Origin of the sequence: Streptacidiphilus sp. ASG 303 (assembly GCF_020991365.1) — a bacterium.
Taxonomy (GTDB): Bacteria; Actinomycetota; Actinomycetes; order Streptomycetales; family Streptomycetaceae; genus Peterkaempfera.
Genome location: NZ_JAJLRA010000014.1, coordinates 26,839 through 39,953 on the forward strand (window position 1 = coordinate 26,839; position 13,115 = coordinate 39,953).

Annotated in this window: 11 protein-coding genes; 4 read left to right on the forward strand and 7 right to left on the reverse strand. The window is 78.4% G+C overall.

Annotated features, from left to right (window positions below; translation table 11 throughout):
• Positions 1 to 76: 76 nt before the first annotated feature.
• The 4 genes from LO771_RS18370 to LO771_RS18385 all read right to left on the reverse strand — a co-directional run bounded on the left by LO771_RS18370 (position 77) and on the right by LO771_RS18385 (position 4,173).
• Entirely contained in the window at positions 77 to 1,681 is a 1,605-nt protein-coding gene (locus LO771_RS18370; protein WP_230653815.1) for an acetyl-CoA carboxylase carboxyltransferase subunit alpha/beta, read from the reverse strand.
• A gap of 183 nt (positions 1,682 to 1,864) precedes the next feature.
• Positions 1,865 to 2,281: a glyoxalase gene (locus LO771_RS18375; RefSeq protein ID WP_230653818.1), complete on the reverse strand. Its 417-nt coding sequence runs from the start codon at positions 2,279 to 2,281 to the stop codon at positions 1,865 to 1,867.
• A gap of 139 nt (positions 2,282 to 2,420) precedes the next feature.
• On the reverse strand, positions 2,421 to 3,215 hold the full coding sequence (locus tag LO771_RS18380; protein ID WP_308188936.1) for an SGNH/GDSL hydrolase family protein: 795 nt from the start codon (positions 3,213 to 3,215) through the stop codon (positions 2,421 to 2,423).
• A gap of 352 nt (positions 3,216 to 3,567) precedes the next feature.
• Positions 3,568 to 4,173, reverse strand: coding sequence for an NUDIX domain-containing protein (locus tag LO771_RS18385; protein WP_230653821.1), 606 nt, complete (start codon positions 4,171 to 4,173; stop codon positions 3,568 to 3,570).
• 345 nt (positions 4,174 to 4,518) lie between these two features.
• Here LO771_RS18385 and LO771_RS18390 point away from each other — a divergent pair, with 345 nt between their 5' ends.
• The 3 genes from LO771_RS18390 (at position 4,519) to LO771_RS18400 (ending at position 9,053) form a co-directional block, all read left to right on the forward strand.
• Positions 4,519 to 5,688 (forward strand): exonuclease SbcCD subunit D, encoded by a 1,170-nt coding sequence (locus tag LO771_RS18390; RefSeq protein WP_230653824.1) that lies wholly within the window; start codon positions 4,519 to 4,521, stop codon positions 5,686 to 5,688.
• On the forward strand, positions 5,685 to 8,714 hold the full coding sequence (locus LO771_RS18395; RefSeq protein ID WP_230653827.1) for an AAA family ATPase: 3,030 nt from the start codon (positions 5,685 to 5,687) through the stop codon (positions 8,712 to 8,714). Before LO771_RS18390 ends, LO771_RS18395 begins: the two co-directional genes overlap by 4 nt.
• A 66-nt stretch (positions 8,715 to 8,780) precedes the next feature.
• Positions 8,781 to 9,053, forward strand: a complete 273-nt coding sequence (locus LO771_RS18400) for a hypothetical protein (RefSeq protein WP_230654052.1) — start codon at positions 8,781 to 8,783, stop codon at positions 9,051 to 9,053.
• 103 nt (positions 9,054 to 9,156) lie between these two features.
• Here the strand turns inward: LO771_RS18400 and LO771_RS18405 are convergent, their stop codons facing one another.
• The 3 genes from LO771_RS18405 to LO771_RS18415 form a co-directional block, all read right to left on the reverse strand.
• Entirely contained in the window at positions 9,157 to 9,564 is a 408-nt protein-coding gene (locus LO771_RS18405; RefSeq protein WP_230653830.1) for a DUF3224 domain-containing protein, read from the reverse strand.
• A gap of 46 nt (positions 9,565 to 9,610) precedes the next feature.
• Positions 9,611 to 10,444, reverse strand: a complete 834-nt coding sequence (locus LO771_RS18410) for a class II glutamine amidotransferase (RefSeq protein WP_230653833.1) — start codon at positions 10,442 to 10,444, stop codon at positions 9,611 to 9,613.
• A 710-nt stretch (positions 10,445 to 11,154) separates the two neighbouring features.
• Positions 11,155 to 11,529 carry an amphi-Trp domain-containing protein gene (locus LO771_RS18415; RefSeq protein WP_230653835.1) on the reverse strand — a complete coding sequence of 125 codons (375 nt, stop codon included), beginning with the start codon at positions 11,527 to 11,529 and terminating at the stop codon, positions 11,155 to 11,157.
• 831 nt (positions 11,530 to 12,360) lie between these two features.
• Here LO771_RS18415 and LO771_RS18425 point away from each other — a divergent pair.
• Positions 12,361 to 12,987, forward strand: coding sequence for a glyoxalase (locus tag LO771_RS18425; protein WP_230653838.1), 627 nt, complete (start codon positions 12,361 to 12,363; stop codon positions 12,985 to 12,987).
• Positions 12,988 to 13,115 lie beyond the last annotated feature (128 nt).

Genomic DNA, 13,115 nt, shown 5'->3' on the forward strand with positions numbered 1-13,115 from the left:
CGGCGCGGCGGCCCCGGCGACCCCCGCGGATCCGGCGGCCCGACGGATGCGACGGGTCCACGGATCCGACGGGACGTCAGCGCAGGCCGAGGCGGCGGTAGCGGTCCCGCCGGGCGGCCGTGCGGGCGGCGGCGTCCAGGTCCGCGAGGGACGCCAGCTCCTCCGCCACGGCCGCGCCCGTCCGGGCGAGGAACGCCGCCGGCGCGTCGGCGGCGTCCGGCTCCTCCGCCACGACACGGTCCGCGATCCCCGCCGCCAGCAGGTCGTGGGAGCGCACGCCCTGGCGGGCGGCGACCTCGTCGGCCCGGGCGGTGGTGCGGTACAGGATCGCCGACGCGCCCTCGGGCGGCAGCGGGGAGAGCCAGGCGTGCCGGGCGGCGACCACCCGGTCGGCCGGGAGGAGCGCGAGCGCGCCGCCGCCCGCGCCCTCGCCGAGCAGCAGGCAGACGGTGGGGCACGGCAGCGCGGTGAGCTCGGCGAGGCAGCGGGCGATCTCCCCGGCGAGGCCGCCCTGCTCGGCGGCGGGCGACAGGGCCGCGCCGGGGGTGTCGACGACGGTGACCAGGGGCAGTCCGAGCTCCGCGGCGATCCGCATGCCGCGCCGCGCCTCCCGCAGCCCCGCCGGGCCGAAGGGGCCGCTGCGGGTGCGGGCCTCGCGGTCGTGGCCGACGACGACGCAGGGCCGCCCGCCGAAGCGGGCCAGCGCCAGCAGCAGGCCGCGGTCGCGCTCCCCGGCACCGGTGCCGCTCAGCGGCGTCACGTCCTCGGCCGCGGCGGCCAGCAGCGCGCGCAGGCCCGGCCGGTCGGGGCGACGGGAGCGGCGGATCGACTCGGCGGCGGACGGCGCGGACGCGGACGGCGCGGGAGGAGCGGACGGCGCGGGGGCGGACGGCGCGGGGGCGGACGGCACGGAGGCCGGCGGCGGGGCGGCCGTCCCGGGTCCGGGCTCCGCGGCGGGCGGGGCGGCGGGCCGCGGCCGGGCGGCGGCGTTGCCGGCGTCGAGGACCCGCAGGGCGCGGGCGGCCGCCCCGGCGAGCAGGCCGGGCTCCAGGACGGCGTCGACCAGGCCGTGCGCCAGCAGGTTCTCCGCGGTCTGGACGCCCTCGGGGAACGGCTCGCCGTTGAGCGCCTCGTACACGCGCGGGCCGAGGAAGCCGATGAGCGCCCCCGGTTCGGCGGCGGTGAGGTGGCCCAGCGAGCCCCAGGAGGCGAGCACCCCGCCCGTGGTGGGGTGGCGCAGGTAGACCAGGTACGGCAGCCCGGCCGCCTTGTGGTCGGTGACGGCGGCGGCCACCTTCACCATCTGCAGGAAGGCGACCGTGCCCTCCTGCATGCGGGTGCCGCCGGAGGCGGGCGAGGCGATCAGCGGCAGGCGCTCGCGGGTGGCCCGCTCCACGGCCCGTACCAGGCGCTCGCCCGCGTCCACGCCGATGGACCCGGCCAGGAAGCCGAACTCGCAGGCGACCAGCGCCACCCGGTGCCCGTGGACGGCGCCCTCGCCGGTGACCACGGACTCGTCCAGGCCGGTGCGGGCACGGGCCCGCAGCACGTCGGCGCGGTAGGCGGGGTCCTGCGGCAGGGCGGTGACCGGCTCGTCCCAGCTGCGCCAGGTGCCGGGGTCGACGACGGACCCGATCAGCCGGACCGAGGGCGCCCCCGCGGGGCGGGCGGAACCGTCCATGCGCCAGTCACCACTCCGTCGCTCGGGGCCCGTCCACGGGGTCGCCGCCCGGGGCCGGGCGGCCCCGGCGGGGTGCGGTCCATGATTCCGGGGGCGGGGGCGCCGTGTCGACGTGACCTTGCTCGCAGGCGTCCGCGGGGCGGTCCCGCCGGGGCCCGTCAGGACCTCTCGGGGCGGCGGCCCTCAGCCGCCGCCCGCACCGTCCGCGCAGACCGTGCCGACCGTCCCGTCTGCGCCGTCGGCATCGTCGGCGCCGACGACGACCTCCAGCTCGAACCCCTGGGAGTCGAGCAGGTGGACGGCGGTGCCGGTGTCGGTGCGCACCGTCCACCCGGCGCCGAGGGCCGCGGCCACGGCGTCCCGGGAGCCGTGCACGGCCAGGTGGTTGAGGCCCGCCCGCAGGCGGTCGTGGCCGCCGGGCCGCAGGGCGGGCGACTGCTCGACGACCAGGTAGCTGCCGCCGAGGCGCCAGCTGCGCCCGGCCTCCCAGTGCTGGAAGGGCTCGCAGCCGAGCGCCAGCAGGACGGGGCCCCATTGGCGCTCGGCGGCGGCCAGGTCGTCGACCCAGATCTCGACGTGGTGGAAGAGGTCGCGGTGCACGCGGCCTTCCTACCGGGTCCGCCGCGGGCCGGGCAACGGCCCGGGGACGGCGGACGCGGCCGCCCGGGGGTGGCCGGGCGGCCGCGCGGCACCGCGACACGCGGTGGGCCGGTGGTGGTGCGTCGGGCGGCGGGAGGGGTCAGGCCGCGGAGGAGAAGGACGGGAGGTAGCCGTAGGCCTGGCCGGAGCTGTTGGGGTGGTAGCTCTCGAAGACCGTGAGCTTGGTGCTGTTGAGCCAGGCGGAGCCGGAGCAGATCTCGTGGTTGGTGAAGATCCCGCGGACGTCGACGAAGGTGAAGCCGGCGTCGGCGGCCCGCTTGGCGGTGACCGAGGCCAGGTCGTCGGCGGCCGCGTTGATGGCGCTGCGCTTGGTGTCGCCGATCCCGAAGAGGCAGGAGCCGCCGATCTTGTACATGTGCGGGTACCCGAGGACGACGACGTGGGCGTTGGGCGCCTTGGCGCGGATGTCCGCGTAGACGGTGTCCAGCTTCCCGGGGAGGGTGTTGTTGATGTACGTGCGGGAGGCGGAGACGGCGCTCAGGCAGGCGCTGTCGGAGGAGAGCACACAGGTCGTCATGGTGTCGGCGAACCCGGCGTCGTTGCCGCCGATGCTGATGCTCACCAGGGTGGTGGCGGAGCTCAGCGAGGACAGCTGACCGCTGATCACGTCGTCGGTCTTCGCCCCGGAGCAGGCGACGAAGGCGAAGGACGACGGGGCGTGGGCCGCGTTCCAGAGGTAGGGGTAGGACTTGGTGCTGCGGTAGCAGCTGCCGCTCGCGCTGATGTAGCTTCCGGCACCGACCCCGGAGGAGTACGAGTCGCCCAGGGCGACGTACTGGATGCCGGCTGCGCCGGCGGCGGGGGCGGTGAAGAGGGTTGCCAATGACAGGATCAGAGCCGCCAGGACGGCGGACGCGACTCGGTAAGGACGCACGGGGGCCTCCACGGATCCGGATTGGACACCCCGTTGATAGCAGCGCCGCCCGCGGTGAGACAGTGACCATGACAATGGTCATCCTCGAAATCTTCGGAACTTCACCTCTGAGGGGGAAAATGCTCCGCCGAAGGGGCGCAAAGGCCGCCGTTCCTGAACGGAACTGTGTGCCGGGCGCAGGGCGGAGTGCGCGGGCCGCCGTGTACGGGATGCCCCGCGGCGGGGCCCTCGATGCCGGACGCACGCCGGGCGGCGGGGGCGGACGGCCCGCAGGGCGCGGGCCGGGCAGCGGACGCGCGCCGGGCGGCGGGGGCGGGCCGGACGCCCCGGGCCGGGCGCGGGGCGCCGCGGGTCAGGCGCAGGGGCGGAAGGCGCAGCCGCCCGCCGGCAGCTCCTCTATCGCCTCGTCGGCCCGCGCGGGCACCCGCAGGTGCGCCACCGCCGTCCGCACCGCCTCCCGGGCCTGCCGCACCCCCGGCTCGCCCCAGCCGAGCAGCTCCACCGCGAGCCCGGGGGCGACCAGCAGCCGCCGGTAGTGGCGCCCGGAGGCCGGGTCGGGCGCGGTGGGGCCCACCGAGCGGAGGGCCGCCGCCATCCGCACCCGGGCGCAGGGGCGGCCGCCGTTGGTGGCGCCGACGCGGTCGTACAGGTAGCCCAGGTAGCGGGGCCCGGCGATCACCGCCTGGGCCTCCTCGGCCGCCTCGCGGGCCAGGGCGGCGGCCGGGTCGCCGCGGTCCTCCGGCTCCAGCGAGCCGCCGGGCAGGCCCACCACGCCGTCGCGGGGGTTGACCAGGGTGAGGACGCGGCCGTCGGGGGCGAAGAGCCAGCCCCAGCACTGCTTGACCGGCAGCCGGCCCGGCACGGGCTCGCCGGGGTGCCACGGCCACTCCGCGGTCGCCCGGCGGCGGACGCGGCCGAGGAGGTCCGCTATCTCGGCGCTGTACCGTATGCCGCCCACGCGTTCCCTCCTGACCTGGCCCTCTCCACACCTCCGGTGTGGTGATCTTCCCGGATGACCGGGGCGTTGACCAGCCCCGGCGTCCGTTCCGGGCCCACTCGGGGCCGTACACGGGCCCGGAGGGGGCGGCGGTCGGGCCCGGGGGCGGCGGCCGGGTCCGGCGGCCGGGCGGCCGGGTCCGGCCGGGGTCCTGCCGCGGGAGGGCGGCGCACCGCAGGGACGGGCGCAGGGACGGGGGCGCGCCTGCGGGAGGGCGGGGCGCGCCGCGGCGGAGTGCGCCCCGCCGCCCCCGCGGCAGCCGCCCGGGACGCCGCCCGTCGGCGGCCCCCGCTAGGGTCGGTTCCCATGCGCCTGCTGCACACCTCCGACTGGCACCTGGGCCGGTCCTTCCACCGGGAGGGCCTGCTCGACGCCCAACGCGCCTTCCTGGACCACCTGGTGAAGACGGTCCGGACCGAGCGGGTGGACGCCGTGCTGGTCGCCGGCGACGTGTACGACCGGGCGCTGCCCTCGCTGGAGGCGGTGGCGCTCTTCGACGACGTGCTGCACCGGCTGGCCGACCTCGGCGTGCCGGCGGTCTTCATCAGCGGCAACCACGACTCGGCCCGCCGCCTGGGCGTGGCCGCCGGGCTGATACGGCGGGCGGGGATCCACCTGCACACCGACCCGGCGGGCTGCGCGGAGCCGGTGCTGCTGGAGGACGGGCACGGCCCGGTGGCCGTGTACGGGCTGCCCTACCTGGAGCCCGCCCTGGTCCGCGAGGAGCTGGGCGTCGCGCGCGGCGGCCACGCGGCCGTGCTGGGGGCCGCCATGGACCGGGTCCGCGCCGACCTGGCCGCGCGCCCGGCGGGCACCCGCTCGGTGGTGCTGGCGCACGCCTTCGTCACCGGGGGCGAGCCCAGCGACAGCGAGCGGGACATCACGGTCGGCGGGGTGGCGTCCGTGCCCGCCTCCGTCTTCGACGGGGTGGACTACGCGGCCCTGGGCCACCTGCACGGCTGCCAGACGCTCACCGAGCGGCTGCGCTACAGCGGCTCGCCCCTCGCGTACTCCTTCTCCGAGGCCCGGCAGCGCAAGTCGGTGTGGCTGGTCGACCTCGGCGCCGACGGCGCGGTGGACGCCCGGCGCGTCGACTGCCCGGTGCCCCGGCCGCTGGCCTGCCTGCGCGGCCGTCTGGAGGACCTGCTCGCCGACCCGGACCTGACGGAGCACCAGGACTCCTGGGTGCAGGTGACGCTCACCGACCCCGGCCGCCCGGCCGATCCCATGGAGCGGCTGCGGCAGCGCTTCCCGCACACGCTGCAGCTGCTCTTCGAGCCCGACGGGCCCGCCGGCGACGGCCTGCCCTCGTACGCCGCCCGGACGCGCGGCCGCAGCGACCTGGAGGTCGCCGAGGGCTTCGTCCGGCACGTGCGCCCCGGCACGGAGGTCGACGCGGCCGAGACCGGCTGGCTGCGCGAGGCGTTCGAGGCGGTGCGGCAGGACGCCGACCGCAGGGAGGAGGCGGCGCGGTGAGACTGCACAGCCTGACCGTCACCGCCTTCGGCCCGTTCGCGGGCACCGAGCGGGTCGACTTCGACGCGCTGGGCGCCTCCGGCCTCTTCCTGCTGCGCGGCGCGACCGGCGCGGGCAAGACCAGCGTGCTGGACGCGGTCTGCTACGCCCTGTACGGCTCGGTGCCCGGCGCCCGGCAGGACGGGGCGCGCCAGGGCGCCCGCCTGCGCAGCGACCACGCCGACCCGGAGCGGATGACCGAGGTGGTGCTGGAGGTCACCCTCGGCGGCCGCCGGCTGGAGATCACCCGCCGCCCCGAGCAGCCGCGGCCCAAGAAGCGCGGCGGCGGCTTCACCACGGAGAAGGCGCAGACGCTGCTGCGCGAGTGGAGCGCGGGCGACCCGCCCGGCTGGAGGGCGGCCAGCAGGTCCCACCAGGAGGTCGGCGAGGAGGTCGCCCGGCTGGTCGGCATGAGCCGCGACCAGTTCTGCCAGGTGGTGCTGCTGCCGCAGGGCGACTTCGCGCGGTTCCTGCGGGCCGACGCCGCCCAGCGCGGCGAGCTGCTGGGCCGGCTCTTCGAGACGGGCCGCTTCGGCCGGGTCGAGGAGTGGCTGGCCGAGCGGCGGCGGTCCGGCGAGGAGCGGATGCGCACCGCCCACGACGGCCTGCGGGAGCTGACCGCCCGGCTGGACCAGGCCGCGGGCGAGGGCGCCGAGCCCGCCTCGGAGTGGCTGCCCGAGGACGGCGGCCCGGCCGCCGTCGCCGACCTCGCCCGCCGGGCGCCCCTCTGGGCCGCGGTGCTGCGCTGCGGCGCGGAGGAGCGGCGGGCGGCGGCCGCGTCGGCGCTGCGGCTCGCCGAGGAGGACCAGCGGGAGGCCCAGGACGGGGCCGGGCGGGTCCGGCGACTGGCCGAGCAGCAGCGCGGCCACCGGGAGGCGGAGCGGCGCGGCGCGGAGCTGGAGGCCGAGGCCCCCGCCCGGGAGGCCGACCGGCTGCGGCTGGCCGCCGCCCGCGCCGCCGCCCCCGTGGCGTCGGCCCTGCGCCTGCGCCGGACCGCGGACGACGCCCACCGGCGGGCCGAGCACGACGAGCGGCAGGCCAGGGCCGCCCTCGGCGCCGACGCCGACGCCCCCGCCGAGCGGATGGAGGAGGCCGAGCGGCAGGTGCGGGCCGACCTGGTGCGGCTGGAGGCCGCCCGGGACGACGAGCGCCGCCTGGCGGAGGTGGCCGCCGGACTGCGGCGGCTGGAGGCCGAGCAGCGCGCCGTCGACGAGCAGCGGGGCGAGGCCGGGCGGCGGCTGGCCGCGCTGCCCGCCGAGGAGGAGGAGCTGGACCGCCGGCTGGCCGCCGCCCGCGAGGGCGCGGCCCGCGCCGAGCAGGCCGCCGCCCTGCGGGAGGAGGCCGGGCGGCGGCTGGACGCCGCCCGGCGCCGGGACGGCCTGCGGGAGCGGGCCCGGCAGGCCGGGGAGGAGGCGGACCGGCTGCGGGAGGAGGCCGCCGCGGCCCGCACGGCCTGGCTGGACCTGCGCGAGCGACGCCTCGACGGCATGGCCGCCGAACTCGCCGAGCGGCTCCGCGACGGCGAGCCCTGCGCCGTCTGCGGGTCGCCGGAGCACCCGGCGCCCGCCCGGCCCGCCGGGGGCCGCGTCACCCGGGCCGACGAGCAGGCCGCCGAGGCGGCCTTCCGCCGGGCGGAGGAGGCCGGCCGCGGGGCCGCCGACCGGCTGCGGTCGCTGCGCGAGGAGGCGGCCGCCGCCGCGGCCCTCGCCGGCGAGGACCCGGCGGAGGCGGTCGCCGCCGACCTGGCCGCCCGGGAGGGGGAGCTGGCCGCGGCGCTGCGGTCCGCCGAGGACCTCGCCGCCGCCGGACAGGCCCTGGAGCGCCTGGCCCGGCAGCGCGCCGAGTGCCTGGAGCAGCAGCAGGACGCGGACCGGCGGGAGGCGGCGTGCAGCGCCCGCCAGGACGCCCTGGCCGCCGAGGAGCGGACGCTCGCGGAGCGGCTGGCCGCGGCGCGCGGCGGCGCGCCGTCGGTCGCGGCGCGGGAGGCCGCCCTGGCCGTCCGCGCGGGCCGGCTGGCCGCGGCCGCCGCCGCCGCGCGGCGGACCGCCGACACCGCCGCCCGGCTCAAGGAGGCCGACGCCGCGGTGGCCGACGCCGCCGTCCGGGCCGGCTTCCCCGACGCGGCGGCCGCCGAGGACGCCCTGCCGTCCCCCGAGGAGCTGCGCGGGGCCGAGGAGCGCCTGGAGCGCTGGGAGGGGGCGCGGGCCGAGGTCCGCGCGCTGCTCGCCGACGGCGCCCTGGCCGCCGCCGCGGCCCTGCCCCCCGCCGACCCCGCCGCCGCGGACGCCGCGCTGGAGCGGGCCACGGCACGGCTGCGCGCCGCGGCCGCCGCCGAGGACGCCGCCCGGCGGCGGTGCGCCGAACTGCGGCGGCTGGGCGGCCTGCTCGCCGGGCGGGCCGCCGCCCTCGGCCCGGCCCTCGCGGAGCAGGCCCGGCTCTCCCGGCTGTCGCAGCTGGTCTCCGGGACGAGCAGCGACAACCGGCTGCGGATGCGGCTGGAGTCGTACGTGCTGGCGGCGCGCCTGGAGCAGGTGGCGGCGGCGGCGAGCGGCCGGCTGGTCCGGATGTCCGGCGGCCGGTACACGCTGGTGCACAGCGACGGGAAGGCGGCGGGCAACCGGCGCTCGGGGCTGTCCCTGCGGGTCGTGGACTCCTGGACCGGCACCGAGCGGGACACCGCGACGCTCTCCGGCGGCGAGAGCTTCATCGCCTCGCTGGCGCTGGCGCTGGGGCTGGCGGACGTGGTGACCGACGAGGCGGGCGGCATGCCGCTGGACACGCTCTTCATCGACGAGGGCTTCGGCACGCTGGACGAGCAGGCGCTGGAGGAGGTCCTCGACGTCCTGGACGGGCTGCGGGAGCGGGACCGCGCGGTGGGCATCGTCAGCCACGTCGCCGACCTGCGGCACCGCGTCCCGGCGCAACTGCTGGTCCGCAAGGGCCGCCGCGGGTCCACGCTGGAGCTGACCGGGCCGGACGCGCCGTGACCGGGCCGCGCCGCGCCCCGGACGCGCCGTGACCCGGCCGCCGTCCCCGACCGGGAGGAGCACCCCGTGACCGCCGCAGACCCCACCGGTCCCGTCGCCGGCCCCGCTGCCGTCCCCGTCGCCGGGGAGGACGCGGGGGCGGTCTGTCCGGGCGCCGCCCCGGTGGACACCGCCGCCCTGTCCGACGGCGCCCCGTCCGACGGCGCGGCCGGGCCGGGCCCGTACGCCGACTGCGTGCGGTGCGGGGAGCCCACCGGGCACCCCGCCGCCGAACCGGGCACGCCCCTGTGCGCGCTCTGCACCTGGCAGCAGGCCCAGCGCACCGCCTGCTCGGGCTGACGCCGTCCCCGGGACGGGCGACGCCGCCTCCCGGACCGCCGGGACGACACCGCGCCGGCCCTCCGGGGCGTGGGCGGGGAGGACGGCCGGGCGGTCCGGCGCCTCAGTCCACCGCGTAGTCGAACCAGACGCGGTGGGTGCCGTCGGCGTCGACCGTGATCCCGCCGGTGCCGGTGATCCCGGCCAGCTCCCCGGTGCCGCTCGACGGCACGATGACGAGGAACTCCGCGGTGCGGTCGACGCCGGTCGTCGTCGCCGAGTGGGCGAAGGCGAAGGCGCCCGCCCGACCGTTCAGCGAGCCCTCGAAGGACTCCATCGCCACGTAGGTGCCCACCCCGGCCGCCTGGTCGTACGCCGCGGTGAACAGGGTCGCCGAACGCCCGGCGACACCGCCCTCGAAGTGCTTCTCCATCGTCGCGACCCCCACCGGAACCCCCGTCGGCACCACCGGGTCCGGCACCAGCTCCGCCGGGGCGAAGGACTTCACGGCGAACGTCCCGTCAGCTCTCATGCCGCCGAGCGTACCGGCGCGGCACGCCCGCGTCCGCCCGCCGGCGTCAGACCGCCGCGGGGGCGAAGGGGCGCATCTCGTCGGCGCCCGGCCGGACGACGGCGTAGGTGCTCTCCGGCACCTCGTTCCACGCGCCGGGCAGGTCGCCGAGGGGCTCGGAGACGATGAGGCGGGTCTCCTCGGAGACGTCCCGCAGGAACGCGACGTCCGGGTGCAGTCTGCGCAGCGTGTCGACGCGGCTGCTGTAGAACAGGGACCGGGACGCGTGCCCGCTGGAGTAGCGGAAGGCCCAGGTGCTCTCGCCGTCGGTGACGGCGAGCGTCATCTGGAGGGGGGACTCCACGCCGTGCTCGCGGCCGACGCGCTCCACGGTCCCCGCCATCCGGGCGACGGCGGCGGGCGGGTCCTGTTCGAGGCCGAAGGTGAGGGCCAGGTGGAACATGACCTCGGAGTCCGTCGTCCCCTCGATGTCCGCGTACAGCGCCGGGTCGACGAGCAGGGTGAGGTCGCGGCGCAGAAGGTGGAATCCCGCGATGGCGCCGTTGTGCATGAACATCCAGCGGCCGCGCCGGAACGGGTGGCAGTTGGACTGCTGCACCGCCGTCCCGGTCGACGCCCGGATGTGCGCGAAGAACAGCGAGGAGCGGACGTGGTCCGCCATCTCCCGCAGGTTGCGGTTGTTCCAGGCGGGGCCGACGTCCCTGAAGAGCGCCGGGGAGTCGTTGCCCTCCGTGTACCAGCCGACACCGAATCCGTCGCCGTTGGTGGTCTCCACGCCGAGCTTCGCGTGCAGGCTCTGGTCGATCAGGGAGTGCGAGGGTTTGTAGAGGATGGTGTCGAGCAGGACGGGGGTGCCCGAGTAGGCGAGCCATCGGCACATACGTCACCACCTGGATGCCTGCCGTGTTGCGGGGGGACCGGACGGTCCTGCCGGTGACCGCTCCGTCGCCGGGCCGTGGCCGGTCCGCGTGCCCGGCGGGGCCTTCCGTGCTCCCGCGCCGTTCCACGGGTGGCGCGGGGGCGGTCCCGTCCAGGCCTCCCATTGTCGGCCTCCTCGGCAGGGGGCGCCACGCGTACGCCCGGCGGTGCCGGACGGCCGCGGTCGGCGGGCGGTGCCGCCCGGCCCGCACGGGCCGCGCCCGGGTCGCCCGTCCCGGGCGGCCGGGCACCGGGGGCGGTGCCGGTGACGAGGGGCGCGGCGGGCCGTCCGTGGCCCCGGGCCCCGGGCCCGTCCGACCCGCTGCAGGAAGGGCCGCGAGATGCCCCGTCTGCCGCGCGCCGTTCGCGGCCACCCGGGACACGGGTCAGGAGCGGCCCCGCCTCAATGAGTCCCTGACGCCCCGGGCGCGCTCACGGGCGTTCCTCGCCGCCCTGCGGATCCCGGCCTTCGCCTGGTCCGTCCTGCCTTCGGCCTCGAGCCGCTCACTGCCGACGGCCTTTCCGGCGATCTCCTTGATCCTGCCTCTGAACCTGTGCACGGCGAGGCCCATGGCGGCTTCCCCTCTTTCGGATCGGCCCGTCCGGCCCCCATGGGCCGGGGGCAGGGTCTCCTCCGGTGCGGCCGGGCGGGTGCCGGACCGCGGACCGGGATCAGGACGGCTCGGCGGGGCGCTTCGCGGACGTGCTCCCGGGGGTGCCGGGGCCGGCGCGCCCCGACGCGGGATCACGCGGGGAGCCCTTGCGCCGGACCGCCTTCTCCTCCCTCCCTCCGACGGCCTTGCGCGGCGCCGGGCGAGGGTCCGTGGTCGACCACTCCAGTTCGATCTCCAACTCCACCTTGCCCTCCCCCACCTCGATCTCGACCTCGCTCTGCAGTTCGCCCGGGACGCGCAGGGTCAGCCGGCCGTGGCCGGTGTCCCACTCGATCTCCCCCTCGCCCTTCAGGGCGTTCGCGAGCGCCATGAGCCGCTCCGCGGCCTCGAGGCGTGAGACGGGACGCTTCTGCGTGAATTTCAGGTCCTTCATGTTCCTCCTCCGCTTCGGGCCTCGGGGCGGACGGCGGCCGAGCCGGGTCCCGGGCCGGGGTTCCTGACCGGCCGCCGGCGGAGTCCGACCGCCTGCGCCGGCGGACGGTGTCCGCCGACGGGCCGGGGAAGAGAAGAGGAGGCCTCCACCGGGTTTCGGCCGGCGGGCGGGGAAGGCGAGGGGACGGCGCGGCCGGGCCGGTCGGCGCAGACCGGACCGACCGCAGGTCTGCGTCGCACAGGAGGCCGAGGCCGCGGTCCCGGACGACCGCCCGTCCCCGACCGGAGGGCGGCCCGGGGCTCCCGGGGACGTCTCCCGCGGCGCCGGACGGCGACGAGGCCCTGCCCCGGACACGAACCGCACACCGACGGTCCGGCCGTACCCGGTGTCCCGTCCGTATCCAGACTGCGCCGGAGTCGTGCCCGCCGCACTTCGGGCGTGCCGGGCCGGCCTCCCGGGAGGCCGGCGAGGCCCCGGCTCGGCGGCCGGCCGCCGAGGAAGGAGAGGCGGACGGTGCGGCGCTGCCCGGCGCGGTTGGTGTCGACCAGCACGACGGACTGCCAGGTGCCCAGGGCCGGGCGGCCCTCCACCACGGGCGGTGCGGCGTGCGGGGGGCCGAGGGTGGAGATGGTGTCCCGGTCCGTGGTCACCGGGGAGGCGGTCGAGGCGGTCCCGGGCGGCGCGGCGCGTTGCGGTGCGCAGGGACGGCGGGGACGGCGGGGACGGCGGGGACGTGACTGCGCGGGGCGGGACGGGCGGGGCGGGACGGGCGGCGGGATCGGTCAGGAATCGAGAAGCGCCGGTCACCGGGCCGCACCTAGCGTGAGGGCCATGACCTCCATCGCATCCGTCACCCTCGGCGTGGCCGACCCCGCGGCCGCCGACCGCTTCCACACCGCCGCCTTCGGCCTGGGCACCCGGATAGGCCTGCGGGCCTCGGAGGAGCCCACCACCGGCTTCCGCGGGTTCACGCTGGCGCTCACGGTGTCCCAGCCGTCCACCGTCGACGGCCTCGTCGACGCCGCCGTCGACGCAGGCGCCACGCTGCTGAAGCCCGCCGCGAAGTCGCTCTGGGGCTACGGCGGTGTCGTCCGGGCCCCGGACGGGACGATCTGGAAGGTCGCGACCTCGGCGAAGAAGGACACCGGGCCCGCCACCCGGCGGATCGACGAGGTCGTGCTCCTGCTGGGAGTCGCCGACGTGGCCGCGAGCAGGCGGTTCTACGTCGACCGGGGCCTTGCCGTGGCGAAGAGCTTCGGCCGCGTGTACACCGAGTTCGCCGCCGGGTCGAGCCCCGTCAAGCTGGCGCTGTACAGGCGCCGCGCCCTGGCCAAGGACGTCGGCGTCTCCCCCGACGGCACCGGGTCGCACCGGCTCACGATCGGCGGCGACGCCGGGCCCTTCACCGACCCGGACGGGTTCGCCTGGGAGGCCGCGGCGCCGGCCCCCACGCCCTGACGCGCCACCGCCGCCCGCCCCGCCCGGTCGCCGGGGCCGTGCCTCCCCCGGCCTCCGGGACGGGGGCACCCGCTCCGCACGTCGGTCCGGGCGGCACCGGCCCCGTCCGGCACGGTGCACGGCACCGG

What these genes read in the sequence shown, in the direction of transcription:
- LO771_RS18370 (WP_230653815.1), bottom strand. Translation starts at nt 1,681, where the DNA reads ATGGACGGTTCCGCCCGCCCCGCGGGGGCGCCCTCGGTCCGGCTGATC.
- LO771_RS18425 (WP_230653838.1), top strand. Translation starts at nt 12,361, where the DNA reads ATGACCTCCATCGCATCCGTCACCCTCGGCGTGGCCGACCCCGCGGCC.
- LO771_RS18390 (WP_230653824.1), top strand. Translation starts at nt 4,519, where the DNA reads ATGCGCCTGCTGCACACCTCCGACTGGCACCTGGGCCGGTCCTTCCAC.
- LO771_RS18415 (WP_230653835.1), bottom strand. Translation starts at nt 11,529, where the DNA reads ATGAAGGACCTGAAATTCACGCAGAAGCGTCCCGTCTCACGCCTCGAG.
- LO771_RS18410 (WP_230653833.1), bottom strand. Translation starts at nt 10,444, where the DNA reads ATGTGCCGATGGCTCGCCTACTCGGGCACCCCCGTCCTGCTCGACACC.
- LO771_RS18405 (WP_230653830.1), bottom strand. Translation starts at nt 9,564, where the DNA reads ATGAGAGCTGACGGGACGTTCGCCGTGAAGTCCTTCGCCCCGGCGGAG.